At 72.3% G+C, this 26,300-nt stretch carries 21 protein-coding genes; 11 read left to right on the top strand and 10 right to left on the bottom strand.

Annotated elements, in window-relative coordinates; translation table 11 throughout:
- Nucleotides 1–75 precede the first annotated feature (75 nt).
- On the bottom strand, nucleotides 76–552 hold the full coding sequence (locus tag IE185_RS12805; RefSeq protein WP_138895532.1) for an SPW repeat protein: 477 nt from the start codon (nucleotides 550–552) through the stop codon (nucleotides 76–78).
- A 120-nt stretch (nucleotides 553–672) separates the two neighbouring features.
- Here IE185_RS12805 and IE185_RS12800 point away from each other — a divergent pair, with 120 nt between their 5' ends.
- Nucleotides 673–1,398 carry a class I SAM-dependent methyltransferase gene (locus IE185_RS12800; protein ID WP_138895531.1) on the top strand — a complete coding sequence of 242 codons (726 nt, stop codon included), beginning with the start codon at nucleotides 673–675 and terminating at the stop codon, nucleotides 1,396–1,398.
- Between the two features lie 19 nt (nucleotides 1,399–1,417).
- On the opposite strand, the gene IE185_RS12795 is transcribed toward IE185_RS12800, so the two are convergent.
- Nucleotides 1,418–1,846, bottom strand: coding sequence for a lysozyme family protein (locus IE185_RS12795; RefSeq protein ID WP_138895530.1), 429 nt, complete (start codon nucleotides 1,844–1,846; stop codon nucleotides 1,418–1,420).
- A 494-nt stretch (nucleotides 1,847–2,340) separates the two neighbouring features.
- Here IE185_RS12795 and IE185_RS12790 point away from each other — a divergent pair, with 494 nt between their 5' ends.
- From IE185_RS12790 to IE185_RS12775, 4 genes are all read left to right on the top strand, one after another.
- Nucleotides 2,341–2,565: a type A2 lantipeptide gene (locus IE185_RS12790; RefSeq protein WP_138895529.1), complete on the top strand. Its 225-nt coding sequence runs from the start codon at nucleotides 2,341–2,343 to the stop codon at nucleotides 2,563–2,565.
- A 194-nt stretch (nucleotides 2,566–2,759) separates the two neighbouring features.
- Nucleotides 2,760–3,566, top strand: a complete 807-nt coding sequence (locus tag IE185_RS12785) for an HlyD family efflux transporter periplasmic adaptor subunit (RefSeq protein ID WP_138895528.1) — start codon at nucleotides 2,760–2,762, stop codon at nucleotides 3,564–3,566.
- Entirely contained in the window at nucleotides 3,563–5,836 is a 2,274-nt protein-coding gene (locus IE185_RS12780; RefSeq protein WP_138895527.1) for an NHLP family bacteriocin export ABC transporter peptidase/permease/ATPase subunit, read from the top strand. The genes IE185_RS12785 and IE185_RS12780 overlap by 4 nt, the downstream gene beginning before the upstream one ends.
- Nucleotide 5,837: 1 nt before the next feature.
- A complete protein-coding gene (locus tag IE185_RS12775; protein ID WP_138895526.1) occupies nucleotides 5,838–8,693 on the top strand; it encodes an NHLP bacteriocin export ABC transporter permease/ATPase subunit in 2,856 nt (951 codons plus the stop codon).
- Between the two features lie 89 nt (nucleotides 8,694–8,782).
- Here IE185_RS12775 and IE185_RS12770 read toward each other — a convergent pair whose 3' ends face one another.
- From IE185_RS12770 to IE185_RS12755, 4 genes are all read right to left on the bottom strand, one after another.
- A complete protein-coding gene (locus tag IE185_RS12770; protein WP_138895525.1) occupies nucleotides 8,783–9,106 on the bottom strand; it encodes a putative quinol monooxygenase in 324 nt (107 codons plus the stop codon).
- Between the two features lie 87 nt (nucleotides 9,107–9,193).
- Nucleotides 9,194–11,596 (bottom strand): ATP-binding cassette domain-containing protein, encoded by a 2,403-nt coding sequence (locus IE185_RS12765; RefSeq protein ID WP_138895524.1) that lies wholly within the window; start codon nucleotides 11,594–11,596, stop codon nucleotides 9,194–9,196.
- A gap of 82 nt (nucleotides 11,597–11,678) precedes the next feature.
- Nucleotides 11,679–12,095 carry a VOC family protein gene (locus tag IE185_RS12760; protein WP_138895523.1) on the bottom strand — a complete coding sequence of 139 codons (417 nt, stop codon included), beginning with the start codon at nucleotides 12,093–12,095 and terminating at the stop codon, nucleotides 11,679–11,681.
- Nucleotides 12,096–12,105: 10 nt separating this feature from the next.
- The gene (locus tag IE185_RS12755) at nucleotides 12,106–12,525 is read right to left on the bottom strand and encodes a helix-turn-helix transcriptional regulator (protein WP_138895522.1); all 420 of its coding nucleotides are present in this window, start codon (nucleotides 12,523–12,525) and stop codon (nucleotides 12,106–12,108) included.
- Nucleotides 12,526–12,775: 250 nt separating this feature from the next.
- Between IE185_RS12755 and IE185_RS12750 the strand changes: the two genes are divergently transcribed.
- Both IE185_RS12750 and IE185_RS12745 read left to right on the top strand, forming a co-directional pair.
- Nucleotides 12,776–14,323, top strand: a complete 1,548-nt coding sequence (locus tag IE185_RS12750) for an MFS transporter (RefSeq protein ID WP_138907676.1) — start codon at nucleotides 12,776–12,778, stop codon at nucleotides 14,321–14,323.
- A 150-nt stretch (nucleotides 14,324–14,473) separates the two neighbouring features.
- Nucleotides 14,474–15,685, top strand: coding sequence for an alpha/beta hydrolase (locus IE185_RS12745; protein WP_373303719.1), 1,212 nt, complete (start codon nucleotides 14,474–14,476; stop codon nucleotides 15,683–15,685).
- A gap of 55 nt (nucleotides 15,686–15,740) precedes the next feature.
- Here the strand turns inward: IE185_RS12745 and IE185_RS12735 are convergent, their stop codons facing one another.
- Nucleotides 15,741–16,349, bottom strand: a complete 609-nt coding sequence (locus IE185_RS12735) for a TetR/AcrR family transcriptional regulator (protein WP_138898920.1) — start codon at nucleotides 16,347–16,349, stop codon at nucleotides 15,741–15,743.
- A 152-nt stretch (nucleotides 16,350–16,501) separates the two neighbouring features.
- Between IE185_RS12735 and IE185_RS12730 the strand changes: the two genes are divergently transcribed.
- On the top strand, nucleotides 16,502–17,896 hold the full coding sequence (locus IE185_RS12730) for a purine-cytosine permease family protein (RefSeq protein ID WP_138898919.1): 1,395 nt from the start codon (nucleotides 16,502–16,504) through the stop codon (nucleotides 17,894–17,896).
- A 43-nt stretch (nucleotides 17,897–17,939) separates the two neighbouring features.
- On the top strand, nucleotides 17,940–19,601 hold the full coding sequence (locus IE185_RS12725; protein WP_189715153.1) for an amidohydrolase: 1,662 nt from the start codon (nucleotides 17,940–17,942) through the stop codon (nucleotides 19,599–19,601).
- Here IE185_RS12725 and IE185_RS12720 read toward each other — a convergent pair.
- On the bottom strand, nucleotides 19,596–20,684 hold the full coding sequence (locus IE185_RS12720) for a magnesium and cobalt transport protein CorA (protein WP_138899037.1): 1,089 nt from the start codon (nucleotides 20,682–20,684) through the stop codon (nucleotides 19,596–19,598). The genes IE185_RS12725 and IE185_RS12720 overlap by 6 nt on opposite strands.
- A 397-nt stretch (nucleotides 20,685–21,081) precedes the next feature.
- Here IE185_RS12720 and IE185_RS12715 point away from each other — a divergent pair, with 397 nt between their 5' ends.
- On the top strand, nucleotides 21,082–22,560 hold the full coding sequence (locus IE185_RS12715; RefSeq protein ID WP_138899325.1) for a UDP-N-acetylmuramoyl-L-alanyl-D-glutamate--2,6-diaminopimelate ligase: 1,479 nt from the start codon (nucleotides 21,082–21,084) through the stop codon (nucleotides 22,558–22,560).
- A 50-nt stretch (nucleotides 22,561–22,610) separates the two neighbouring features.
- On the opposite strand, the gene IE185_RS12710 is transcribed toward IE185_RS12715, so the two are convergent.
- Nucleotides 22,611–23,087, bottom strand: a complete 477-nt coding sequence (locus IE185_RS12710) for a hypothetical protein (RefSeq protein ID WP_229843470.1) — start codon at nucleotides 23,085–23,087, stop codon at nucleotides 22,611–22,613.
- Between the two features lie 186 nt (nucleotides 23,088–23,273).
- Here IE185_RS12710 and IE185_RS12705 point away from each other — a divergent pair, with 186 nt between their 5' ends.
- Nucleotides 23,274–24,239 (top strand): DUF4331 family protein, encoded by a 966-nt coding sequence (locus IE185_RS12705; RefSeq protein ID WP_138899066.1) that lies wholly within the window; start codon nucleotides 23,274–23,276, stop codon nucleotides 24,237–24,239.
- Here IE185_RS12705 and IE185_RS12700 read toward each other — a convergent pair.
- On the bottom strand, nucleotides 24,236–26,047 hold the full coding sequence (locus IE185_RS12700) for a bifunctional sugar phosphate isomerase/epimerase/4-hydroxyphenylpyruvate dioxygenase family protein (protein WP_138899067.1): 1,812 nt from the start codon (nucleotides 26,045–26,047) through the stop codon (nucleotides 24,236–24,238). The genes IE185_RS12705 and IE185_RS12700 overlap by 4 nt on opposite strands.
- Between the last annotated feature and the right edge of the window lie 253 nt (nucleotides 26,048–26,300).

Below are 26,300 nucleotides of genomic sequence, written 5' to 3'. Positions count from 1 at the left end.
GGCGCGGGGACGCGGGACATGAGGGGGCCCCGGCCGGGTGACCGGGGCCCAGGTGGTGCGGCCGGCTCGATGGTGTCAGCCCATCGCGCCGACGTCCCTGTCCCGGCGGCCCCGGCCGCGCGAGCGGGACGAGCCGGAGCTGTCGCTCTTCATGGCCGCCATGGCCACGGCGAGCAGCAGGGCCACGCAGCCCACGATCACGTTGGTGACGACGCTGCGCGTGGTGTCGACGTTGCCCGACACCACCCATGGGGAGACGATCGTCCATGCGCCGATGACGGCGGCGGCCCAGGCCATGGCGTGGGTCCGCTCGTACGCCGGGCCGAACCCGCCCATGCACAGGGCGTAGGCAACACCGGTGATCAGGTTGCACACAGCGAGCGTGGTGAGGCCGTTGAACCCGACGATCCACGGCGACGCCGCGAGGAACAGGCCCGTGAGGAGGGCCAGGGTCTCGATCGCCTGGGCTCGCGGGGTGGCTGTCGCCCGCTCGAACCGGGACCGCATCTCGGCGACATCGGGGTGCTGCTCAATGCTGGGATGAGTGGTCATGACAGGCTGCCTCCACTTAAGAGAGCCCTTATCTGCCCTTTACGTCACAATTAACGCCCTTTGGTTCCTTTTGGTCAATGGGTCGACAGGGCCGGAACGGGCGCTGGCTACGCTGGGCCCGTGTTCACCTCCCAGGGCCCGACCTTCCGTGAGCTGACCGTGCAGGCTCTCTCCTCCATCGAGCGCGGCTACGACCTGCTGGCCCCGAAGTTCGATCACACGCCCTTCCGCACCCCCGACCGCTTCCTGGACGCGGTCGCGGGCGCCCTGGCGCCCCTCGGCCCGTTCGGCGCCGGCCTCGACGTCTGCTGCGGCACCGGTGCCGGCGCGCGGGTGCTGCGCCCGCTGTGCCGAGAGCGGGTCACCGGGGTCGACTTCAGCGCCGGGATGCTGGCCGCGGCCCGGGAGGCGTTCGACGACGGCCGGGAGCCGGCGGCGGAGTGGGTGCGGGCGGACGCCCGCGCCCTGCCGTTCACCGGGGAATTCGACCTGGCGGTGAGCTTCGGCGCGTTCGGGCACTTCCTGCCGGCCGAGCGGCCCGCCCTGTTCGCCGGAGTCCACCGGGCGCTGCGGCCCGGCGGACTCTTCGCCTTCCCCGTCGGGGCGCCCCCGCGCATCGGTTCACCCCTGTACTGGACACTGCTCGGCTTCGACTCCGTCATGCGCGTGCGCAACGCGCTGTGGCGGCCGAGGTTCGTCATGTACTACCGGACGTTCCCGCTGCGCGGCGTGCTGGACGACCTGGCCGGGGCCGGGTTCGAGGTGCGGTCGCAGCCCCTGGAGGAGTTCGGCCGGCGTACCGACGGGAGCCCCCACTGGCGGCTGCTGGTGGCCCGCAAGGCGTGAGCGGGCCGGTGCGGGGGATTCAGTACCCCTTGGGCGGCCGGTCCGGATCGGCCTGGACGCGTTCGGCGAAGTCGGACCCGGACTGGTTGACGCCGTACCTCGCGCGCACGTAGTTGACCGTGGCGCACATGCACGCCACCACGTCGTACGGGGTGGTGGCCGTGCCCTCCTGGTGGTACGCGGCGAACGTCGGCGGAATGCACTGCGTCGCGCCGCGCGAGCAGTCGCGCGGGTGCCCGTCCGACACGACCGGGCCGTGCGCGTTGGAGTCGCCGGTGTTGACCCGCCACCGCGGGTGGTTGGACGCGGACTCGCGCAGCGCGATCGTGGCGAGCGCCGGTACGCCGTACTCCGGGTCCATGCCGGTGAGTTCGCAGGCGCGCCGGGCGTACGCGGCCTCGCCTGATTCGTCGTCGGGATCCTGGTAGGTGACCTCACTCAGGTCCATGGGTGTCCCCTCTTGCCGCCGTTCGCGACGGACGTTCTCTCCTGACCGGTTTCCTACCCATGTCGCCGATGACCTGGGCGACCCGTTCCGGCAGGAACTCGCTTGTTTTCTCCCCTCGTTGTGCAGTGGCATTCCGTAATGACCGTGTCACATCGTCGAATCTGCACATCGAATGCGCAGGCGGCACACCGTCTTCAAATAGTCACACCTGCTCTGACCTGCGGATATGTGTGTCTGCGCGGGAATGTCCACATCGGTCGCGGGCCCGGCGAAGGCTCTCGGCATTCAGCTCGGGCGATCCCGTGAAGAACCTGTCACCAAGTCATGGACGGCCGTGCACGTCACGGTAATTCCCGGCGGAGATGTGCCCGGACGAGCAAAGTCCCGACTGGCTGCCCAACGCGCTTACGTGCTTTGATCCTTCGCACTGAGGCCTATCCGTCAGGGGCGGTCCCGGTTGTTTCGAATATTCACCGCGAAGGGAAACTCGCATCATGAACTTCTCCCAGGTTGCGACCCAGGAAATCTCCGACAACGACCTGGACAACGTGTCCGGCGGCCTCCTCGGCGGCGTGGTCGGCAACGCCACGGGCGTCCTCAACTCCGTCGTCCCCGTCTCGGGCACCGTGGGCTCCGCCCTCGGCACCGTCGAGGGCGTCACCGGCCTCAACACGGGCGCGGTCACGGGCATCGCCACCGCCACGGTCGCCGGCGTCTGAGTTCGCCCTGCGCCGCCCCGCGGCGCGGTCACCAGCGGTGACTACGGCCCGTCGGCGTCCTCTCCTTGCCGACCGGCCGGGCCGTGCGCCCCGGACCCACCCAGGGCCCGGGGCGTACGGCCGCCTCGAATTCCCGGCGGCCGAGCGCCGCCGGCTCCATGCGGTCGGCCCATTGTGGTTGAGGGAAGAGTGTCGTGCAGTTCCGCCAACAGGCGCTTTCCAAGCTGCAATCGCCCGAGGAAATTGATCTGCCGGTGCGATTCGCCCGGCCCCAGGGCTGGCTTGTTCTGACCGTCACGGTCGTCGTCATGATCGCCTCGGCCGTCTGGGCCGTCACCGGCACCGTCTCCTCCACGGTCGCCGCCCCCGGCATCCTCACCTACGCCCAGGGCAGTTACGTCCTGCAGAGCCCCGTCGCCGGCCAGGTCACCGCCGTACTCGCCGAAGAGGGCGAGCGGGTCTCCGCGGACGCGCCTCTGCTCAAGGTCCGTACCGCCCGGGGCGACACCGTCGTACGCACCATCGCGGCAGGCCGGCTGACGGCGCTGGTCGCCGCCATCGGCTCCGTGGTGACCACCGGAGCGGACGTGGCGGCGGTCGAACGCGTGAAGAACGCCGACGACCCCCTCATGGCCATGCTGTACGTACCGGCCGAACGCGGCTCCACCGTGCCCGTCGGCGCCGCCGTCGACCTGACCGTCCAGTCCGTCGCGGCGCAGCGGTACGGCGTACTGCGCGGCCGGGTCCAGGCCGTCGGCAGGACCGCCCAGACCCGCCAGCGCATCACCGCCTTCCTCGGCAGCGGCCAGCTCGGCGAGGAGTTCTCCCGGCAGGGCCAGCCCGTCTCCGTGCTCGTACGGCTGGAGCGGTCCGGCGCCTCGAAGTCGGGCTACGCCTGGTCGACTTCCCAGGGGCCGCCGTACGCCGTCGAGTCCATGACCCTCGCCACCGGCTCCGTCCACCTCGCCGAGCAGCGCCCGATCGATTGGCTGCTTCCGTGACCCCACCGCACCCGTCCGCGGCGCCGTCCCAGCCGCAGTCGCCCCCGCCGGGCCGCCGCAGGCACCGCCCCGAGCCGGCCACCGGCCGCCGCCGCGCGCGGCCCGTACAGGTCAAGAAGCGCAAGGCGGTCCGTACGCCCACGGTCCTCCAGATGGAGGCGGTGGAGTGCGGCGCCGCCGCGCTGGCCATGGTGCTCGCCCATTACGGCCGCCACGTGCCGCTCGAAGAGCTCCGCATCGCCTGCGGAGTCTCGCGCGACGGCTCACGCGCCAGCAACCTGCTCAAGGCCGCGCGCGGTTACGGCCTCCAGGCCAAGGGCATGCAGATGGAGTCGGCGGCCCTCGCCGAGGTCCAGGCGCCCGCCATCCTCTTCTGGGAGTTCAACCACTACGTCGTCTACGACGGCACGGGGCGCAGGTTCGGCCGCCGGGGCGTGCACATCAACGACCCCGACAAGGGCCGCCGTTTCGTCCCGTCGGAGGACTTCGACACCAGCTTCACCGGCGTCGTCCTCGTCTTCGAGCCCGGCGAGTCCTTCCGGCGCGGCGGCCGCAGGCCCGGCGTGATGAGCGCCGTCCCCGCCCGCATGCGCAGAACCACCGGCACCCTGCTCGCCGCGCTGCTCGCCAGCCTGCTGCTGGTCGCCGTCGGCGCGGCGGTGCCCGCGCTGAGCCGTACGTACATCGACATGTTCCTGATCGGTGAGCAGACGTCGATGCTGGGGCCGCTCTTCGCCTCGATGGCGGCCATGGTGGCGCTCACCGCCGTACTGACCGGGCTTCAGCAGGCGAACCTGCTGCGCGGACGCATCATCTCCTCCACCCTCAGCAGCGCCCGCTTCCTGCGGCACCTGCTGCGGCTGCCCGTCACCTTCTTCGCGCAGCGCAGCCCGGCCGACCTCGTCCAGCGCCTGCAGTCCAACGACGCCGTCGCCGAGACGCTGGCACGCGACCTCGCCGCCGCGGGGGTCGACGGGGTGGTCGTGATCCTCTACGCCCTCCTGATGTGGACGTACGACCCCCAGCTGACGCTCGTCGGCGTCGTCGTCGCGCTGCTCAACGTCGTCGCCATGCGCGTCGTGATCCGGCTGCGGGCCACCCACACGCAGAAGCTGCGCGCGGACAGCGCCCGGCTGACCAACACGTCGTACACCGGGCTCCAGCTGATCGAGACGATGAAGGCGACCGGCGGCGAGAACGGGTTCTTCCGCCGCTGGGCCGGGCAGCACGCGACCACCCTGGACGTGCAGCAGCGCCTCGGCGTGCCGAGCGCGTTCCTGGCCGTCGTCGCGCCCACGCTCGCCACCCTCAACAGCGCGCTGATCCTGTGGATCGGCGGCCTGCGGGCCGTCGAGGGCCACATCTCCATCGGTCTGCTGGTCGCCTTCCAGGCGCTGGTCGCCCGTTTCACCGCGCCCATCAGCCGGCTCAACGGGGTGGCGGGACGCATCCAGGACTTCGCCGCCGACGTGGCGCGGCTGAAGGACGTCGAGAGCTTCCCTGTCGACGTCCTGTACTCGCGCCGCGAGCCGGACGAGAGCACCCGCAGGCTCACCGGGCACGTGACGCTCACCGACATCACCTTCGGCTACAGCCCGCTGGACAAACCGCTGCTCACCGGCTTCTCGCTGGCGGTCGGCCCCGGGCAGCAGGTCGCCCTCGTCGGCGGGTCGGGCAGCGGCAAGTCGACCGTCTCCCGGCTGATCTCCGGGCTCTACACCCCCTGGGAGGGGACGATCCGGATCGACGGGCAGCGGCTGGAGGACATCTCCCGCAGCGCGCTGGCCGCCTCCGTCTCCTTCGTCGACCAGGACGTCTTCCTCTTCGAGGGCACGGTCCGGGACAACGTCGCGCTCTGGGACCCCTCCATCCCGGACGAGGCCGTCGTCACCGCCCTCCAGGACGCCGCTCTGTACGACGTGATCGCGCGGCGCCCCGACGGCATCCACAGCCGCGTCGAGCAGGACGGCCGCAACTTCTCCGGCGGGCAGCGCCAGCGCCTGGAGATCGCCCGCGCGCTGGTGAGGCGGCCCAGCGTCCTCGTGCTCGACGAGGTGACGAGCGCCCTGGACGCCGAGACCGAGCGGGTCATCATCGACAACCTGCGGCGGCGCGGCTGCGCCTGCGTCGTCATCGCCCACCGGCTGAGCACGGTGCGCGACAGCGACGAGATCGTGGTGCTCGACCACGGCGCGGTCGTCGAGCGCGGCCGCCACGAGGACCTGGTCGCCGCCGGCGGGGCGTACGCCGAGCTGGTCAAGGAGCACTGACATGTCGTCCGTACACCCGCCCGCCGTCGAGAGCCCGCAGGGGGCCGACGCGGTGACCTACGCGCTCGGCGGCCTCGGCGCGCCCGTCGACTGCGCCGGACTGCGCAGCCTGCCGCTGGAGGGGCCGCAGGTGCTGTGGCTCGTCGTGGGCGGCGCGCTCGACCTGTTCGCGGTCGACGCCGTCCAGCGGGGCCACTGGCACTTCCTCGGCCGCCTCGAAGCGGGGACACTGCTGCTCGGCCCCGTCGAAGGCCCCCAGCACACCCTGCTCGGCCGGCCGTCGCAGGACTGCGTGCTGCGGCGGATCCCGCTGCGGGAGCTGCACCGGCAGCCGCAGTACGCCGAGAGCTACGCCCATGGCTACGGGGACGCCGGCGCGGCGTACGAGAGCCCGCTCGACCACGCCTTCGCGCTCGGCGTCGGGCGCGGCCTGGGCGTGCTCTTCCAGGCCCCGCTGGACGGCCGGCCGGACATCGAGGGGCCGGTGGCCGACGACGACGTCCTGTGGATGCCGGTCTCGCCCGGCAGCGTGCAGTACGGCGCCTCCTACGGCCACGAGGCCGCCGGTGATCTGCTGATCGAGACCGCGATGTGGCAGCAGCTGGTGAACCAGCAGTACCGGCTGCTGTCCGCCGTCGACCACTGGATCGAGGAACTGGAGCGCGCCCACGAGGACCGGACGGCGGCCGGCATCAAGGCCGGCGCGGCCGTGCGCGAACGGGCGGACCAGGCCCTGGTCGCCTCCATCGGCCGCCCCGACCGGTCCGGACGCGGTACGGCGGCCACCGACCGCGCGAGCGACGACGCGACCTTCGCCGTCTGCAACCGGGTCGCGCGGGCGGCGGGCATCACCCTCACCGAGCCGCCGAAGGGCGGCGCGGCCGACGACCGCGTCACCCCCGTCGAACGCATCGCGCTGCACTCCCGGGTCCGCACCCGCGACGTACGGCTCGACGGGCGCTGGTGGCGGGTGAACTCCGGGCCCCTGGTCGGGCACCGCGCCAAGTCCGGCGCGCCCGTCGCGCTGGTGTGGCGGCGCGGAGGGTACGAGGCGCTCAACCCGGCCTCGGGCCTGCGGATCCGGGTCGGCAAGGACAACGCGGACGACTTCCAGCCGCGCGCGGTCATGTTCTACCGGCCTCTGCCCGACCGGCCCGCGACCCTGTGGCGGCTGCTGCGCTTCAGCCTCCGTGACACCCGCCTCGACCTGCGGAACCTGCTCCTGAGCGGTCTGGTGACGGTCGGCCTCGGCGGTCTCGTCCCGATCGCGACCGGCCAGGTGCTCGGCGTGTACGTACCGAACGCCGAGAGCGGCCTCATCGTCCAGGTCTCCCTCGCCGTCATGATCACCAGCATCGTCACGGCGTCGTTCATGCTGCTGCAGAACCTCACCATCCTCCGGATGGAAGGCCGCGTCGAGGCCACCCTTCAGCCGGCCGTCTGGGACCGGCTGCTGAGGCTGCCGGCGAAGTTCTTCACCGAGCGCTCCACCGGGGAACTGGCGAGCGCGGCCATGGGCATCAGTGCCATCCGCAGAGTGCTGTCCGGACTCGGCCCGGTGGCCGTGCAGGCGAGCACCGTGGGCGCGATGAACGTCGTGCTGCTGTTCTGGTTCAGCGTGCCGCTGGCACTGGCGGCGATCGCCATGCTGGTGGTCATCGGCGCCGTGTTCCTCGGGATGGGCCTGTGGCAGGTGCGCTGGCAGCGGCGGCTGGTCGAGCTCGGCAACAAGCTCAACAACCAGGCGTTCCAGACCCTGCGGGGACTGCCCAAGCTGCGGGTCGCCGCCGCCGAGAGTTTCGCGTACGCCGCCTGGGCCCGCGAGTTCGCCCGCTCCCGCGAACTCCAGCAGCGCGCGGGCCGCATCAGGAACCTCACCACGGTCCTCGACGCCGTCTACCTGCCGCTCTGCTCGCTCATCATGTTCATGCTGCTGGCGGGGCCCGCCCGGGGCAGCATGTCCGCCGGCGCCTTCCTGACCTTCAGCACGGCCGTCACCATGCTGCTGACCTCGGTCACCCAGCTCACCGGCGCGCTCATCTCGGTCGCCGCCGTCCTGCCCATGTTCGAACAGATCAAGCCGGTCCTCGACGAGGTCCCGGAGGTACGCGGCACGAGCGCGCAGCCCGGCGCCCTGAGCGGCGCCGTCGAGGCCCGCAACCTCTCGTTCCGCTACACCGACGACGGGCCCCTGGTCCTCGACGACGTGTCGCTCGAGGTGCGGCCGGGCGAGTTCGTGGCCGTCGTCGGGCCCAGCGGCTGCGGCAAGTCGACCCTGCTGCGGCTGCTCATCGGCTTCGACCGGCCGGTCTCGGGCAGTGTGCTGTACGACGGCCAGGACCTGGCGGCGCTCGACCAGGCGGCCGTACGCCGTCAGTGCGGCGTCGTCCTGCAGAACGCGCAGCCGCTCACCGGATCGATCCTGGAGTGCATCAGCGGCGCCGAGGTCTTCTCCCAGGAGGAGGTCTGGGAGGCGGCCGAGATGGCGGGTCTGGCCGAGGACATCCGGCGCATGCCGATGGGGCTGCACACGATGATCTCCGGCGGCGGCGCCATCTCGGGCGGACAGCGGCAGCGCCTGATGATCGCTCAGGCGCTGGTGCGCCGCCCGCGCGTCCTCTTCTTCGACGAGGCGACCAGCGCGCTGGACAACGAGACCCAGCGCATCGTCATGGAGAGCACGCGCCGGCTGAGCGCAGGCCGCCTGGTGATCGCCCACCGGCTGAGCACGGTCATGGACGCCGACCGCGTGATCGTCATGGCGGACGGCAAGGTCGTCGAACAGGGGCCGCCGGCCCGGCTGCTGGCCGACCCCGGCGGCCGCCTGCGCGAACTGGTGCGCCGCCAGCTGGCCTGAGCGGCCGTCAGCGGCGCGAGCCGGCCCGAGCGTCGGCAGGGGCGGGTGGCCCGCGAACGGTGAGCCGCCACGTACTGCCCCGTCCGTTGTCAGTCGATCCGGAGTTCGCCCATCGCGCTCCACCCGTCGGCGCCCTCGATGGACGTGCTGACGATGTCGGGTGTACGGCGGACCAGGGGACGCATCGTGTCCAACGCGGCCCGGAAATGGCGGGAATTGACATGAGCCGCGGCCGCGTCGTCCTGGAACGCCTCGACCAGCACGTACGTGTTCGGGTCCTCGACACTGCGCGACCACTCGAACCACAGGTTCCCCGGCTCGGCCCGGGTGGCCTCGGTGAAGGCCGCGACGTGCTTCGGCCATGCGTCGGCGTACTCGGACTTCACGGGAAACTTGACAACAATGAAGATCATTCGGTCATTCTATGCCGCGCCCGCGCAAGCCGTGCCAGCCCGGCCGGTGGGCCGGCCGGGCTGGCGGACGGTGCGGCGCGGCCCCGGTCAGGCGCCGACGTACGCCGCGAGGTGTTCGCCGGTGAGGGTGGAGCGGCCGGCGACGAGGTCGGCGGGCGTGCCCTGGTACACGATCCGGCCTCCGTCGTGGCCGGCGCCGGGGCCCAGGTCGACGATCCAGTCGGCGTGCGCCATGACCGCCTGGTGGTGCTCGACGACGATGACCGACTTGCCGGAGTCGACGAGCCGGTCGAGCAGGCCGAGCAACTGCTCGACGTCGGCGAGGTGGAGGCCGGCGGTCGGCTCGTCGAGGATGTAGACGCCGCCCTTCTCCGCCATGTGGGTGGCCAGCTTCAGCCGCTGCCGCTCGCCGCCGGACAGCGTGGTGAGCGGCTGGCCCAGACTCAGGTAGCCGAGCCCGACGTCGACGAGCCGGCCGAGGATGCGGTGCGCGGCCGGTGTGGCCGCCTCGCCGGCGCCGAAGAACTCCTCGGCCTCGGTCACCGACATCGCGAGGACCTCGCTGATGTCGCGGCCGCCGAGGTGGTACTCCAGTACCGCTGCCTGGAACCGCTTGCCCTCGCACTCCTCGCAGGGACTGGCCACGCCGGCCATCATCGCCAGGTCGGTGTAGACGACGCCGGCTCCGTTGCACGTGGGGCAGGCGCCCTCGGAGTTGGCGCTGAACAGCGCCGGCTTCACGCCGTTGACCTTCGCGAACGCCTTGCGGATCGGATCCAGCAGACCGGTGTACGTCGCCGGGTTGCTGCGCCTGGAGCCACGGATCGGGCTCTGGTCGACCGACACCACGCCCGCGTCGGCGGCCTGCCGCGGCAGCGACCCGTGCACCAGCGAACTTTTGCCGGAGCCCGCCACGCCGGTGACGACGGTGAGCACCCCGAGCGGGATGTCGACGTCGACGTCGCGCAGGTTGTTCGCCGAGGCGCCGCGGATCTCCAGCGTGCCGTTCGGCTCGCGCACCGTCTTCTTCACGGCGGCCCGGTCGCCGAGGTGGCGGCCGGTCACGGTGCCGCCGGCCCGCAGCCCCTCGACGGTGCCCTCGAAGCAGACGGTGCCGCCCGCCGTACCGGCGCCGGGGCCGAGGTCGACGACGTGGTCGGCGATCGCGATCATCTCCGGTTTGTGCTCCACGACCAGCACGGTGTTGCCCTTGTCGCGCAGCCGCAGCAGCAGGTCGTTCATCCGCTGGATGTCATGGGGGTGCAGGCCGATGGTGGGCTCGTCGAAGACGTAGGTGACATCGGTGAGCGAGGAACCGAGCTGGCGGATCATCTTGACGCGCTGCGCCTCACCGCCGGACAGTGTGCCCGCCGGCCGCTCCAGCGCGAGGTAGCCCAGGCCGATCTCCACGAACGAGTCGAGGGTCTGCTGCAGCGCGGTGAGCAGCGGCGCCACCGACGGCTCCTTGAGGCCCCGGACCCACTCGGCCAGGTCCCGGATCTCCATCGCGCAGGCGTCGGCGATGCTGATCCGCTTGATCTTCGAGGTACGGGCCCCCTCGCTGAGCCGGGTACCGTCGCACTCGGGACAGGTGGTGAAGGTGACCGCCCGCTCCACGAACGCCCGGATGTGCGGCTGCATCGCCTCCTTGTCCTTGGACAGGAACGACTTCTGGATCTTGGGGATCAGCCCCTCGTAGGTGAGGTTGACCCCGTTGACCTTCACCTTGGTCGGCTCGCGGTAGAGGAAGTCCTGCATCTCCCTCTTGGTGTACCTGCGGATCGGCTTGTTCGGATCGAGGAAGCCCGACTCGGCGTAGATCCCCACGGTCCACACGTTGTCCGACTTCCAGCCGGGGATGGTGAACGCGCCCTCGGCGATGGACTTGGAGTCGTCGTACAGCTGGGCGAGGTCGATGTCGGAGACCGAGCCCCGGCCCTCGCAGCGCGTGCACATGCCGCCGGTGCGCTCGAACGTCGCCTTCTCGGCCTTGGTCTTGTCGCCGCGCTGGACGGTGATCGCGCCGCTCGCCCGCACCGAGGCGGTGTTGAAGGAGTACGCGCTCGGCGGGCCGATGTGCGGCTTGCCGAGCCGGCTGAAGAGGATGCGCAGCATCGCGTTGGCGTCGGTGGCCGTGCCGACCGTCGAGCGGGGGTCGGCGCCCATCCGCTGCTGGTCGACGATGATCGCGGTCGTCAGCCCTTCCAGTACGTCCACCTCGGGCCGCGCCTGCGTCGGCATGAAGCCCTGCACGAAGGCGCTGTACGTCTCGTTGATCAGCCGCTGCGACTCCGCGGCGATCGTGTCGAACACCAGGGAGCTCTTGCCCGAGCCGGAGACGCCCGTGAACACCGTCAGCCGGCGCTTGGGGATCTCGACGCTGACGTCCTTGAGGTTGTTCTCGCGCGCGCCGTGCACCCGGATCATGTCCTGGCTGTCGGCGACGTGCGGCGCGGGCGACCGCTTGGCCGTCGGCGTGGCCTTGCTCATCTGGTCTCTCCATCTGTCGGGCGTGGCTGTATGCGCGCTCCGGCCGGGGCCGCGGCCGGAGCGAGGGCCGGGGCGTCCAAGTTCACTGCGTGCGGGGCTGGTTGAAGCGCAGCATATTGCCGGAGGGGTCGCGGAAGGCGCAGTCCCGGACGCCGTAGGGCTGGTCGACCGGCTCCTGGAGCACCTCGGCGCCGACGGCGCGGACGCGCTCGAAAGTGGCGTCGCAGTCGTCGGTCCTGAAGATGACGGCGCGCAGCAGGCCCTTGGCGAGCAGCTCCGCCATGGCCTGCCGGTCGGCGGGCGAGGCGTTCGGGTCCGCGAGCGGCGGTTCGAGGACGATGTCCACATCGGGCTGCGACGGTGAGCCCACGGTCACCCAGCGCATCCCCTCGAACCCGACGTCGTTGCGCACCTCCAGGCCGAGAACGTCACGGTAGAACGCGAGCGCCTTGTCATGGTCGTCGACGGCGATGAAGCACTGCGAAAGCTTGATGTCCATGCGTTTCACGCTACGGGCGGGGGGTGTGTTTCGCTTCTCCGTTCCTGACCGGTCGCGTGTACACCTTCGCGACGCAGGCCGGCAGGGCGGCGCCCTCGTCGTGACTACGGGCCCGGTACGCGCTCGGGCTCTCGCCGACCAGCTCGGTGAACCGCGAGCTGAAGGACCCCAACGACGTGCAGCCGACCGCGAAGCAGACGTCCGTGACGGACAGGTCGCCCCGCCGCAGCAGCGCCTTGGCCCGCTCGATCCGCCGTGTCATCAGGTAGCTGTACGGCGTCTCCCCGAAGGCGGCGCGAAAGCTGCGGGAGAAGTGGCCCGACGACATGAGGGCGCCGCGCGCCAGCGCCGGGACGTCCAGCGGCCGCGCGTAGTCGCGGTCCATCGTGTCCCGGGCGCGCCGCAGCCGGACCAGGTCCTCCAAGGTCATGTTCACCAGCATCGCACGAGGGGGCCCGACGCGGTCCCGGGGATTACGGACCGCACCGCGCCCCCGCCCGCGCACCGCTCGCTCGGTACTCGCTCGCCCCACCGACGGGGCATAGAGGTGCAAATCGCTCTATAAGGGCGCGCCCTCGCAAGGGACGTGCGCATTGGCGTCTTATTTGAGACACTGATGTCTCAAGCGAGACCGCACGGTGTCACCAGGCACCCTCCGGCACGACCCGAACAGGAACCCCATGCACCCCGCCCCCGCCCGGCAAGACACCCGGGCTCAGCTCGATCCCCGGCGCTGGGCCGTCCTCACGATCCTCTCCGGCAGCCTGCTGCTGATCGCGATGGACACCACGATCCTCAACGTCGCCTTCCCCTCCCTCGTGGCCGACCTCCGGCCCAGCTCCGTGCAGCAGCTGTGGATCATCGACGTGTACGCGCTCGCGCTCTCCGGTGTGCTGGTCACCGCCGGCGCGCTCGGCGACCGCTGGGGACGCAAGCGCATGCTGCTCATCGGCTTCGCCGTCTTCGCGCTCGCCTCGCTGATCGCCGTGTTCGCCACCGCGCCGTGGCAGGTCATCGCCGCCCGCGCGCTGCTCGGCGTCGGCGGCGCGGCCATCATGCCGTCGACCCTGTCGATCCTGCGGCACGTCTTCACCGACGCCCGCGAGCGTGCCCTCGCGTACGCGGTCTGGGCCGCGGTGTTCGGCGGCGGCATGGCGCTCGGCCCGGTGGTGGGCGGTCTGCTGGTGGAGAAGAACGGCTGGCAGTCCGCGTTCCTGCTCAACATCCCGGTCGCCCTGGCCGTCATCGCGTTCGGCCTGTGGCTGCTGCCCGAGTCGCGCCGCCCGAGGGAAGGGCGCTGGGACTGGTGGGGCGTCGGGGAGTCGGTCGTCGGCATGCTCGCCCTCGCCGGCGGCATCAAGCAGCTCGGCAAGGGCGGCCCGGCCGACCCGGTCGCCTGGGCCCTGCTGGGCCTCGCGGCGATCGCGCTGACCGTGTTCGTACGCCGTCAACTGAGGCTGGAGCAACCCCTGCTGCAGGTACGGCTGTTCGCGAGCCGGTCGTTCAGCATCGCCGCCGCCGCGATCTTCCTCGGGATGATCGCACTCGGTTCGGCGCTGTTCCTGATCACCCAGTGGTTCCAGTACGGCGAGGGCTACACCCCGCTGGAAGCCGGCGTGCGGCTGCTGCCCGCGCCCCTGGGGCTGGTCGTCACCTCGCTGGTGACCCCGGCCCTGATGCACCGGCTGCCGATCCGTCACGTGCTCGGCGGCGGACTGCTGATGATGACCGCCGGACTCGCGCTGCCCTGGGTGTTCCAGCGGGCCGGCGCCCTCGGCTACCCGTCCGTCGCCTTCTCGCTGGCCGTGCTCGGCTGCGGCGTCGGCATCGCCACCACGGTCGCCTCGGTCACCCTCATGGCGGCCGCCCCCTCCCGCGACGTCAGCGGCGCCGCCGCCATCGAGGAGACCTGCTACGAACTCGGCGCGGCGATGGGCGTCGCCATCCTGGGCAGCGTCGCCTCCGCGCTGTACCGGGCGCACCTGCCCGAACTCGGCCTGGACGGCGCGGCGACGGCGGCTGTGCGTGACTCCGTCGGTGAGGCCGCGCACTTGGCCGACCTGACCGGCGGCCCGGCCGGCGCGGCACTGCTCGACAAGGTCTCCACGGCCTTCACCCAGGGCATGACGCCGACCTTCCTGCTCGCCGCGACGCTGCCCCTCGCGGCGGCGGCGCTCACCTGGGCGAAGATCCCCAAGGACCTCCGCCCGACCGAGAACGCGCACTGACGCGCACCCGGAGGACCGGCAGCCCCTACCCCGTAGTACTTCGGAGCTACGCGTCAGGTGCCCTCCCGGGCGGGACGCCGACCACGAGGCGTGATCCATAACTTCCTCACCGGAAGCACGAATGAATCCGGTACGGAAGGACCACCCTCCATGGCGTCCCGCCCCCGCGGCCGCCCCCGCCGCGCCCTCCTCGCCGCGCTCGTCATCGCCTCGGTGGCCGTGCCGGTGTCCGGCGCGGCCCGCCCGTCCGCCGTCCCGGCGCCCGCCCCCGCCGCCCTCGCCCCGCTGCGGGACGCCACCCCTGCGGACCTCGCCGAGCGGTACGCCGCCAACCGGGACGGCATCCGGGACGCCGAGCGCGCGGCCGCGGACCACGGCGACTGGAAGCGGGCAGCCGTACTGCGGGCCATGGCCGGCCCGGAGCGCCGCTTCCTCTCCTTCGACGGCCGAGACGGCGGCCGCACCGCCGAGGTCTTCGGCGACCTGTCGCGGGCCGGACGGATGGCCGTGCTGGTCCCCGGCTCGGACACCGGCCTCGACCGGTACGGACGCCTGCGGGCCGGCGCCGCGGCGCTCCAGCGGGAACTGGGCGGCCGGTCCGCCGTCGTGGCCTGGCTCGGGTACAGGACGCCGGGCACGGTGAGCCCGCAGGTGCTGACCCCCGGCCGCGCGGACGCCGCCGCCCCCGCGCTGCGCCGGTTCGTGGCGCAGCTGCGCGCGACCAGACCCGCCGCCCGTACGTCCTTGCTGTGCCACTCCTACGGAGCCGTGGTCTGCGGCCGGGCCGCCCCCGGGCTCGACGTCGCGCACATCGTTCTGTACGGCAGCCCCGGCGCCGGCGCCGACAACGCCACCGGGATGCGCACGCGCGCGACGGTCTGGGCCGGGCGCGGCGCGGGCGACTGGCTCGCCCCTGTCCCGCACGCACGGCTGCGCCTGCCCTGCACCACGGTCGGGCTGGGGGCGGACCCGGTCTCGCCCGAGTTCGGCGCCCGGGCCTTCCCGGCGAAGGACGCCTCGGCCGCCGAACTCGCCCAGGCGGTAAGGGTGGTGGCGGCCGGCGACGCCCTGCTCGCCCCGAACGTCACGAAGCGTCTGATCACCGAGTTCTCCCGGCTGAGCGGTACGCCCCGCGCCCCGCTCAAGGACCGCGTCGGCGACCTGACGGAACGCGGGACGGAGGTGCTGTCCCTGATCGCGCAGGGCCTGTCGAACGCGGAGATCGCCGGGCGGCTGGTGGTGGCGGAGCAGACCGTCAAGACCCACGTCAGCCGCATCCTGCTCAAACTCGGGCTGCGCGACCGGACTCAGGCCGCCGTCTTCGCGTACGAGACCGGCCTGGTGCGCCCGGCCGGATACTGAGCCGCCGGGCGGCGCGGCACGGTCACCGGGCCGCGCGCGCAGCCGCGCGGCCGGGCTACCCGGCCGGCCGGGGGATCAGCAGGGCCGCCGCCGATCGCGCCGCCGCCAGAGCCCGGCCCCGGTCGCCGTCGGGCTGGCCCAGTACGACGCGGGTGCTCAGTCCGTCCAGCAGCGCCAGGAGCTGCGAGGCGTGCACGGGTATGTCCATCGGGGCGAAGCGGGCGCGCTCCACGCCCCTGGCGAGCAGCGCCTCCAGATCCCGCTGCCAGCCCCGGTCCATCTCCTCCTGGGCCTGGCGCAGGTCCTCGTTCGCCGCCGTACGGGCCCAGAGCTCGATCCACAGCATCCAGCGCGGGTCGCGCGGTCCGCGCGGCAGGTACAGCTCCAGGAACTGGTCGAGCTTGCGCTCCGCCGTCGTACGGCGTCCCAGCAGGAGCCGGCGCTCCCCGGCGAGGTCGCTCTCGCTCCAGCGCAGCGCCTCCAGCAGCAGCCGGTCCTTGCTGCCGAAGTAGTACAGGATGTGGCCGCCGCTGGTGTCCAGCCGCTCGGCGAGCGCGGACATGGTGAGCGCGGCCAGGCCGTGCTCGGCGATGAGTGCCATGGCCTCCTCGAGCATCCGCTCCTGGGCGATGTGCCCGTCGCGCCGTCGCGCCGCTCCCGCCACCCGTTTCCCCTCCGCCGTACCCGCCGTCCGTACCCGATGCCACGACCTTAGCCGCGGATTCGCGCCGGGGTCTTGACGGGTGGGGGAGCGACACCGCATCTTGAATGCCGTTCTAACTCTTAGAACGGCATTCAAGGTCTGGTGGGAGTGGCATGGCGACGCACACGGCAGAGCAGCAGCGAAGCGACGAGGTGTTCCGGGTCGAGACCCACGGCATCGACCGCATCCCCGACGAGGAACGGCACGGCAGCGCCAAGGACCTCTTCTGGCTCTGGTTCGGCTCGAACCTGACCTTCACCTACGTCATCAACGGCGCGCTCGCCGTCGCCTTCGGCCTGTCCTTCTGGCAGGCGACCGCCGTGGTGGTCGTCGGCGGTCTGGCCTTCTTCGTCATCAGCGCCGCCGGCCTCAGCGGAATCCGTACCGGAACCGCCACCCTCGTCATCTCCCGAGCCGCTTTCGGCACGCGCGGCAACTGGCCCGCCGGAGTGCTCAACTGGGTCGTCAGCATCGGGTACACCATCGTCAACACGGTGGTCGGCACCCTGGCCCTGGAGGTCTTCTTCGCCGAGATCGGCTGGCAGGGCGGCGACACCGCCCGCGCCCTCGCCCTGCTGGTCACCCTCACCCTGACCTTCGCCGTCGCCATGTGGGGCCACGCCACCGTGCAGTTCGCCGAACGCTGGATGGCGTACGCCCTCGCCGCCGGCTTCGCCGCGCTGCTCGTCTTCGTCCTGCCCGGCGCCGACACCGCCGCCCCCGCAACCGGCCCCGGCGCGGCCGGCTGGTCCCTCGCCTTCGTCGTCGTGCTGGCGAGCCCGTTCTCGTACGTGCCGATGCCCGCCGACTACACCCGCTACCTGCCCGGGACCACCTCGCTGCGTTCGATCACCTGGAGCGGCGCCCTCGGCGGCTTCCTCTCCTCGGTCGCGCTCGGTGTGGCCGGCGTCGCCGCCGCCACCCAGACGGACATGACCGACGCGGTGGCGGGCACCGAGGGGCTCCTGCCCGGCTGGTTCCAGCCGGTCTTCCTGGCCCTGGTCCTGCTGGGCTCCGTCACCAACTCGATCATCACGCTCTACTCCTCCAGCCTGAACCTCCAGGTGCTCGGCATCCCCTGGAGCCGGTCGCGGGCCATCCTCATCAGCGCCGCCGTCACGGCCGCCGGCTCCCTGTGGGCCCTGTTCTTCGCCGACTTCACCGAGTCGCTGCTGTCGTTCCTCTCCCTGCTGATCATCGTCTTCGCCCCGTGGAGCGGCGTCTTCCTCACCGACATGGGGCTGCGACGCTGCCGTTACGACGCCGTCGCCCTGCACGCCGGACGCGGTGGCGCCTACTGGTACCGGGCGGGCTGCCACCCCGCCGGCATGGCCGCCCTCCTCACCGGAATCGCCTTCTCCGCGCTCACCTGCGACTCCGAGCTGTGGACCGGCCCCCTGGTCGCCCCGCTCGGTGGCGCCGACCTCACCCTCCTCGGCTCGGTCGTCGCCGCCCTCACGTACGCGGCCCTGGCCTCGCGCACGCCCGTCCGTCCCGCCGCCCGCTGAAGAGCACCGCACCCCGCACCGCACGTACAGGAGCGCACCCCTCATGACCCGCACCACCCCCACCGCCCCGGCCGACCTGGTCCTCGTCAACGCCCGCATCCACACCGTGGACGACACGCTGCCCGCGGCGCGGGCACTGGCCGTACGGAACGGGCGGATCGCCTGGCTCGGCGAGGACGCCGGCGCCGCGCGGTGGACCGGACCGCACACCGAGGTCCTCGACGCGGGCGGCCGGCTCGTGCTGCCCGGATTCATCGACGCGCACAACCACGTCAGGCTCGGCTCCGACGACGCCTGCGTCCAGCTCGCCGGCGTCCGTACGCTCGACGGCATCCACGCACGCATCCGCGCCTGGCACGCGGCCCACCCCGACGCCGAGTGGATCGAGGCCGAGGCGTTCGACTACTCGGCGATCCCCGGCGGCCGCATGCCGCGCGCCGAGGACCTCGACCCCGTCACCGGCGACACTCCCGCCTTCGTCCTCAGCTACGACGTGCACACCGCCTGGCTCAACACGGCGGCCCTGCGCCGCCTCGGCGTCTCCAAGGACCGTACGGGCCTGCCCTTCGGCGAGGCCGAGACCGACCCGGCGACCGGCGAACCCACCGGCTTCGTCAAGGACTTCGCCGTCAAGGGCCTCTCCCGCGACGGCCACCGCGCCCTGCGCGCGCTCGGCGTGCCGTGGGCGTCGCCCGACCGGCAGTACGGGCGCCTCGCGCGGAGCCTCGACGACGCGATCGGGTACGGCATCACCACCGTCGTCGAGCCGCAGAACTCCCTCGACGACCTCGCCCTGTACGAGCGGGCCCGCGCCGAGGGGCGGCTCCGCTCCCGGATCGTCGCGGCCCTCTTCCACCCGCGCGGCACCACCGACGCCGATCTCGACGACTTCGCCGAGGCCGCGCGCCGCTTCGACGACGACCGGCTGAACGTCGGCCCGCTCAAGCTCTACATCGACGACGTCGTCGAGCCCCGCACCGCCGCCCTGCTGGAGCCCTACACCGGCTGCGGCCACCACCGGGGTGAGACCTTCTACCCGCCCGAGGAGTTCGACGCGCTGCTGACCCGGCTGGACGCGCGCGGCTTCCAGTGCTTCGTCCACGCCACCGGCGACCGGGGCATCCGTACCGTCCTCGACGCCGTCGGGCGGGCCCGCGCCGTCAACGGCCCGCGCGACGCCCGCCACCAGGTCGTCCACGTCGAATGCCTCGACCCGGACGACACCCCGCGCTTCAAGGAGCTCGGCGTGGTCGCCTGCATGCAGCCGCGCCACAGCGCCCCCGAGATCGCCGGGCCGGGCAAGGACTGGGCCGAGAACGTCGGCGAGGGCCGCTGGCACAAGGCGTGGCCGATGCGCAGCCTGCACGAGGCAGGTGCGGTGCTCGCCTTCTCCAGCGACTGGAACGTCGCCGAGATGGACCCGATGGTGGGCATCTACACCGCCGTGACCCGGCGCCCGCTCGGCGGCGGGGAGCCGTGGATGCCGGGGGAGACCGTCGACGTGGCGACCGCCGTGCGCGGCTACACGATGGGGTCGGCGTACGCCAACTTCCTCGAACACGAACGGGGTTCGCTGACGGTCGGCAAGCTCGCCGACTTCGTCGTGCTGTCCCGCGACATTCTGAGCGTCGCGCCCGAGGACATCCCCGGCACCGTCGCCGAGACGGTCGTCGTGGGCGGCGAGATCGTGGTCAAGGGGTCATAGCCAGCCGTTGCGGCGGAACGCGCGGTGGATGGCGAAGCAGGCGACGGCCATGACGCCGAGGGCGAGGGGATAGCCGTACGTCCACCGCAGTTCCGGCATGTGGTCGAAGTTCATGCCGTAGACACCGCAGATCATGGTCGGTACGGCGATGATCGCGGCCCACGAGGTGATCTTGCGCATGTCCTCGTTCTGCGTGATCGTCACCTGCGCCAGATGGGCCTGCAGGATGGAGTCGAGCAGACCCTCGAAGGCGGCGATCTGCTCGGCCGTCCTGGCCAGGTGCCCGGCGACGTCGCGGAAGTACGTCCGGATCTCGTCGCCGACGGTCGGCATCGGCTCGGTGGACAGCAGACGCAGCGGCCCGGCCAGCGGCGCCACGGCCCGCTTCAGTTCGAGCAGTTCCCGCTTGAGCTGGTAGATCCGGCCGGCGTCCCCGCGCCCCGTCGGCTCGCTGAACACGGCGCTCTCCACCGCGTCGATGTCGTGCTGCACGGCCTCCGCCACCACGAGGTAGTCGTCGACGACGTAGTCGGCGACGGCGTGCAGCACGGCGGCGGGGCCCATGGCGAGCCGTTCGGGCGACGCCTCCAGCACCTCACGGAGCGGCCCGAGCGAGCCCCGGCCGCCGTGCCGGACGGTGATCACGAAGTCGGGGCCGGTGAAGACCATGAGGTCACCGGTGTCCACGATCTCACTGGTGGCGCTGAGCTCGGCGTGCTCGACGTAGTGGACGGTCTTGAAGACGGCGAACAGCACGTCGTCGTACCGCTCCACCTTCGGCCGCTGATGGGCCTGTACGGCGTCCTCCACGGCCAGCGGATGCAGCCCGAAGACCTCCGCGAGACCGGCGAACTCCTCCTGCGACGGCTCGTGCAGCCCGATCCAGACGAACCCCCGGCCGGCCTTGCGCACCCGCAGCAGCGCCTCCTGGGCCGGACAGTCACCGGGCCGGCGCGTGCCGTTCTCGTACACCACGCAGTTCACGACCGCGCTGCCGAGCGGGGAACGGGTGGGGTGGCTCAGATCCACAGGGGGGCGGTACGCGCGGCGGACCGCCCGGCTGAGCGTGCGGATCAACGGCATGGAGAGCTCCTTCGGCGAATCGGCGGCCAGTGTGCCACTGGGCACCCCGGGCCGGTCCAGGAGGGGTACTGACGGCTCCTGCGGGGCCGTACACTCCGAACATGGGTCGTCGCGGCGCAGGTGAAGCAGGGGGATGCCCGAACCGGGCCTCCCCCGCCCTGTGCCGCGCCCTGCACGGCCACGGCTAGCGCCCGTCTCCCCTCCGCGCCGGCCCCGGTCCCCGGACCGGCCCTTCTCCGGCAGTCCGCGACCTTCCGCCCTTTCCCCGGGCGTCACGCCCCGCTGCCCGCCGTCGTGGCGTGCTCCGACCCCGTATCCCCGCTCCCGGCCCTCGCCGGGAGCGGCCCTGCCGACTCCGGACGACCGGCGTCGGCGTACCACGCCCGAGAGGACCCCTGTGAAGTTGAGCGAGTTGCTGGCCGGCCACGACCACGAGGTCCTCGCGGGAGATCCGGACACACCGATCACCGCCGGCACCTGCTTCGACGCTCACCGGGCCACCCCGGGGACCCTGTTCATCGCCGTACCCGGGCACGTCGGCGGCGGACCCGAGGCGGTCGGACCCGCGCTCGCGCGCGGCGCGGTGGCCGTGCTCGTCGACGGTACGCATCCGCCCGCCCCCGCGCCGGCGCCCGCCCCGGGCGTCTGCGTCGTCCGCGTCCCGGACACCAGGAAGGCCGCGGCGGCCGTCGCCTCCCGGTACTACGGGGAGCCCGGACGGGCCATGGACATGGTGGCGGTCACCGGCACCAACGGGAAGACCTCGGTCTCGTACATGGTCGAGTCGCTGCTGCGGATCGCCGAAGGAGCCGTGGTCGGCGTCATCGGGACCGGCGGCAGCCGCATCGGCGACGAGGTGATCCCCATGCCGAGGTCGGTGCTGACCACGCCGGAGTCGCCGGACTTCCAGTACCTGCTGGGGCGCATGCGGGACCGCGAGGTCTCCACCGTGGTCCTGGAGGCCACGTCGATGGGGCTGCTGACCAACCGGGTGGACGACTCGTTCCTCGACGTCGGCATCTTCACCAACCTGACCCAGGACCACCTGGACGACCACGGCACCATGGAGAACTACCGCGACGCCAAACTGCGTCTGTTCGACGGGCTCTGCCGCCGCGCGGTCGTCAACGTGGACGACACGGTGGGCGCCTCGATCGTGGCGATGATGCCGGGCCGGGTGACGACGTACGCCCTCGACGCGGAAGCGGACTACCGGGCCACGGACCTCGTCATGGACAGCCGAGGCACCCGGTTCACGCTCCACCACGCCGGCCGCGCGTACCCGGCGGCGATTCCCGTGCCCGGCCGCTTCTCCGTCGCCAACGCCCTCGCCACCGTGGCGGCCTGTCACGTACTGGGCCACGACCTGGCCGGCCTGATCGCCGCACTCGACCGCATGCCGACCGCCCCGGGCCGTTTCGAACGTTTCGAGACCCCGGGCGGCACGTCCGTGATCGTGGACTACGCCCACTCCCCGGACTCGCTGGAGAAGGTGCTCACCACCATCCGGGGATACGCCGAGGGCCGGATCATCACCGTCTTCGGCTGCGGCGGCGATCGCGACAGCACCAAGCGCGCGGAGATGGGCGAGATCGCCGGCACCCACTCCGACCTGTGCGTGGTGACCTCGGACAACCCCAGGAACGAGGCCCCGGGGGAGATCCTCGACCAGATCACCCCGGGCCTCGTCGCGACCGGCACCCCCTTCGAGCGCATCGCCGACCGGCGCGAGGCCATCGCCCACGCCCTGTCCGCCGCCGGACCGGGCGACACCGTGCTGGTCGCGGGGAAGGGCAGCGAGCCGTTCCAGATCGTCGGCGAGCGGCTGATCCCGTTCAGCGACATGGCCACGGTGCGCGAACTCAGCGAGGGGTGACGGCGCTCGGGCGGCCGGGGCCGGCCGGGCCCCGGCGGGTGCACGGGTCCTCAGCCGTCCTCGGGCCGCCACATGCGGATGCTCATCCGCCCGTCGCCGTTCCCGGCGGGCCCGACGCTGACCGTGTCCTCGGGGCGGTAGGCGCCGCCCACGGAACGGACCGCGTTGCCGTCGGCGCCGGACGTCGCGGTGTCCTGCCAGCTGCTCGGGTACGCCCACCAGTCCTCGCGGTAGGCGCCCTCCAGACCGGCGCAGTACGCGTCCTTCGTGTCGGCGTGGTGGTCGCAGTCGCTGAACGAGCCGAGCGGCACGGAGTCGCCGTTGAAGTTCTCGGCGAAGATCTGCCAGAAGGGTCCGCAGTCGCCGCGCGGCATGCTGTCACCGACCGTGCGGCAGGCGTCCTGCGAGGGCGCGGTCGCACCCGACGCGGGCAGCAGCGCGAACACGACGGACACCGAGGCCACAGCGAGTGCCAGTGCGGCCGACAGGAGACGCCGTCGGGGGCGCCGGTGCGCGGGTACGGTCATGGCCCGGTCCTCCAGATACCGCTACCTGTTCCGGACGGTGCGCCCCATACCGTACGGGGGCCGCGCCGCCCCGTACACGGGTCGGAGGGGATTCGCGGCGCGGGCGTGTGGCCGGGGGAGTGAACCGGGGGCGCGTTTGGCGGGCACCGCCGTGCGCGCGGGGGGCCCGGGGCCGACGCTGGGTCCATGTCTCATCACCTCAGCGGACCGAACCTGCGGTCGCCCATGGACGACGCCCGGCTGGACCTGACGGATCTGTTCGTGTTCACCGTCCCCGGCGACCGCACCGCCCTGATCATGAACGTCCACCCGATCGCCCCTGCCACGGGTGCGGCGTTCCATCCGGACGCGGTGTACCGCATCGATGTCGACATCGACGGTGACGAGCGGGCCGACGCGGCGTTCAGCTTCGTCTTCTCGCCGCCCGCCGGCGGGCAGCAGACGGCGAGCGTGTACTGGGCGACCGGGGCGCAGGCCCGCAGCCGTGAACCGGGCGGACAGCAGATCATCGCCGAGGCGCCGGTCTCCTTCGGACCGCAGCCGAACGTGATCGAAGCGGGGCCCTACCTCTTCTCCGCCGGACTGCGCAGCGACCCGTTCTTCGCGGACCTCGACGGGATCGTCAAGGACTTCCAGTGGACCGGCGTCGACTGGGGAGCCGACAAGAACGTCCTCGGCATCGCCCTGGAGATCCCCAGCGAGGAGCTCGACGCCGACCCCATCGGAGTCTGGGCCCGGGTGAGCGTGCGTCAGGACGGGCAGCTCAAGTCCGTCGACCGCGGGGCCCACCCCTCCCTGACGGCGTACTTCAACGCCGACGAGGTGAAGAGCGCGTACAACGAGGGGGAGCCGGTGGCGGACTGGGACACCTACCACGCACCGTGGACGGAGGTCCTGCGGCACACCGGCGGCTACGACGCGCGGACCGCCGAGGAGGTCCTGCGCACGGTTCTGCCGGACATCCTGGTCTACGACCGGGGACGTACGGCCGCGTACCCCAACGGCCGGACCCTGACCGACGACGTCACGTCCGCGCGTCTCGCCATGATCTCGGGCGGAAAGGTCGCCGGCGACCACATCGGCCCGCACACCGACCTGCTCCCCGAGTTCCCCTACCTGGGCCCGCCCCACCTCGGCCGCGCGGCCGGCTAGTCACCGTCCCCGGCGGGGGCGGGCGACGGTGCGGGGGTGTGCTGGGCGGCGAGCCGTACCGGCGCGTTGTCCGTGCCGAAGCCCCGGTAGCCGCCGACGCGCTGCACGATCTCGAAGAAGACCCGGCCGACGGTGACCGTGAACAGGTGCAGGAACTCGCCGTACTCGTCCCTGTCGTACATCAGCCTCAGCTCGCGCAGTTCCCGGTGCCGCTCCTCGCCCAGGTCGAAGCGGGCCCGCAGGTCGTCGTAGTAGTTGCCGGGGACGGGCAGCAGCACGTCGTCGGGCAGGGCGCGCAGCCGGCGCGCGGTCGCCACGATGTCGTCGTCGGCGAGCGCGATGTGCTGCCCCGGCAGAGCCCGCGCCCCGACCGGCGCGATGTCGAGCGTGAGACGGACCGCGCCGGCCGCGTCGGACATGGCGCGGCTGCGCAGCAGACCGTACGGATCGGCCACTTCGACGCTCTCGTGCGGCTGGAGCCCGAGCACCGCGCGGTAGAACAGCGCCGCCTCGTCGAACTGGTCCCAGGGGTGACCCAGCGCCACATGGTCGATGCGTCCGACATGGCCCGAGGGCGGTGACACCGCGTCGAAGGGCTCGCGCCAGACCGCCCGGCCGGTGTCGCAGAAGAACAGCTCGGTGCCGTCCGGCGCCGCGACGGCGTCGAGCCGCGCCTCGCCCGGGGCGCGGTGGCGGGCCAGGACCGGCGCCAGCAGGGCCTGGGCCCGCTCGGCGGACAGCGCCGGGTCCGCCGACTCCAGCCCGATGGCCACCAGCGAGGTGTCGGTGGGGCTCTCGGGGTGCACCCGGCTGAGGAGGATCCTCGCCCGTCCCTGCTCCCACAGCTCGATCGGCCGGGTCTCGTGCTGTCCCGTACGGGCGAACCCCAGCGCGCCCAGCAGGCCGCCCAGGCGCTTGTGGTCACGGGTCGCCAGCTCGGCGAAGGCGAACCCTTCGGGCTGCGCGGGCCGGGGCAGCGGAGAGCCGGTCCCCAGCACCCGTGCGACGGACTCCTCCAGCGCGATCAGGGACCGCATCGCGTCGACGGCCGTCCGCCCGGCGTCCGCCTGCCGGAAGCCGTCGTTGAAGATCTCCAGCGACAGCGGGCCCGCGTAGCCCGTGCGCAGCACATGGGCGAGCAGCCCGGTCAGATCGAAGCCGCCCTGCCCGGGGAAACAGCGGTAGTGACGGCTCCACTGGAGTACGTCCATGGCGAGCAGCGGGGCGTCGGCGAGCTGGAGCAGGAAGATCCTGTCGCCGGGAATGGCCTCGATGCCTCCGGGGTCCGAACCGCGCGACAGGATGTGGAAACTGTCCAGGCAGGTGCCGAGGTTGGGGTGGTCGGCCATCCGTACGATCCGCCAGCCGTGCAGGTACGTGTCGACATGCCGGCCCCACGCCAGCGCCTCGTACGCGACCCTGATGCCGTGGTCCGCCGCCCGCTCGGCCAGCCGCCGCAACTGCTCGGCGGCGAGCGCGTCGTCGTCGGCGCAGCCGGGGGAGGTGTTCGAGCAGACGAGCATCAGATCCGTACCGAGCCGCTCCATCACCCGGAACTTGTGTTCGGCCCGCCGCAGATGGTCAGCGAGCCGGTCCGGGGCGACCGCCTCGAAGTCGCGGAAGGGCTGGTACGCCTCGACGCGCAGGCCCAGGTGTTCGGCCCGCTCGCGGATCCGCTCCGGTGGCAGCGGGCAGCCGAGCAGGTCGTTCTCGAAGATCTCCACGCCGTCGAACCCGGCCCGGGCGACGGCCTCCAGCTTCTCGGTCAGGGAACCGCTGACGGAGACGGTGGCGATGGACTTGCGCATGCGGGGCTCCTGCGGGGGCGGCGACGAGGGCGGCCGGGTGGGCGGGCGTCCCGGCCGCGGCGGGCTCACGACCCCGGACGGCCGGAGCGCGTGCGGCCGGGACGACGGCCGTCCCGCCGTCGTCCAGCGTGCGGCAACCGGGCGCCCGGGCCCGTCGCGGCGGCACCGTGTCGAGCGGCGGGTAGACCACACCGGCGACCCGGAGCCCCGGATGCAGCAGTGGCGGGCGCGTGCCGCCCGGTGGTGAACCGCC

This window comes from Streptomyces chryseus (genome assembly GCF_014650755.1).
GTDB lineage: Bacteria > Actinomycetota > Actinomycetes > Streptomycetales > Streptomycetaceae > Streptomyces > Streptomyces chryseus.
Note: the sequence above shows the minus strand (reverse complement) of the source record. Positions and strands in the feature narration are given on the sequence as shown.

Excerpts from the sequence above, each read along its gene's own strand:
- IE185_RS12805 (WP_138895532.1), bottom strand. The coding sequence starts at position 552 with ATGACCACTCATCCCAGCATTGAGCAGCACCCCGATGTCGCCGAGATG.
- IE185_RS12795 (WP_138895530.1), bottom strand. The coding sequence starts at position 1,846 with ATGGACCTGAGTGAGGTCACCTACCAGGATCCCGACGACGAATCAGGC.
- IE185_RS12790 (WP_138895529.1), top strand. The coding sequence starts at position 2,341 with ATGAACTTCTCCCAGGTTGCGACCCAGGAAATCTCCGACAACGACCTG.
- IE185_RS12775 (WP_138895526.1), top strand. The coding sequence starts at position 5,838 with ATGTCGTCCGTACACCCGCCCGCCGTCGAGAGCCCGCAGGGGGCCGAC.
- IE185_RS12770 (WP_138895525.1), bottom strand. The coding sequence starts at position 9,106 with ATGATCTTCATTGTTGTCAAGTTTCCCGTGAAGTCCGAGTACGCCGAC.
- IE185_RS12765 (WP_138895524.1), bottom strand. The coding sequence starts at position 11,596 with ATGAGCAAGGCCACGCCGACGGCCAAGCGGTCGCCCGCGCCGCACGTC.
- IE185_RS12760 (WP_138895523.1), bottom strand. The coding sequence starts at position 12,095 with ATGGACATCAAGCTTTCGCAGTGCTTCATCGCCGTCGACGACCATGAC.
- IE185_RS12755 (WP_138895522.1), bottom strand. The coding sequence starts at position 12,525 with ATGACCTTGGAGGACCTGGTCCGGCTGCGGCGCGCCCGGGACACGATG.
- IE185_RS12750 (WP_138907676.1), top strand. The coding sequence starts at position 12,776 with ATGCACCCCGCCCCCGCCCGGCAAGACACCCGGGCTCAGCTCGATCCC.
- IE185_RS12745 (WP_373303719.1), top strand. The coding sequence starts at position 14,474 with ATGGCGTCCCGCCCCCGCGGCCGCCCCCGCCGCGCCCTCCTCGCCGCG.
- IE185_RS12730 (WP_138898919.1), top strand. The coding sequence starts at position 16,502 with ATGGCGACGCACACGGCAGAGCAGCAGCGAAGCGACGAGGTGTTCCGG.
- IE185_RS12725 (WP_189715153.1), top strand. The coding sequence starts at position 17,940 with ATGACCCGCACCACCCCCACCGCCCCGGCCGACCTGGTCCTCGTCAAC.
- IE185_RS12720 (WP_138899037.1), bottom strand. The coding sequence starts at position 20,684 with ATGCCGTTGATCCGCACGCTCAGCCGGGCGGTCCGCCGCGCGTACCGC.
- IE185_RS12710 (WP_229843470.1), bottom strand. The coding sequence starts at position 23,087 with ATGACCGTACCCGCGCACCGGCGCCCCCGACGGCGTCTCCTGTCGGCC.
- IE185_RS12705 (WP_138899066.1), top strand. The coding sequence starts at position 23,274 with ATGTCTCATCACCTCAGCGGACCGAACCTGCGGTCGCCCATGGACGAC.
- IE185_RS12700 (WP_138899067.1), bottom strand. The coding sequence starts at position 26,047 with ATGCGCAAGTCCATCGCCACCGTCTCCGTCAGCGGTTCCCTGACCGAG.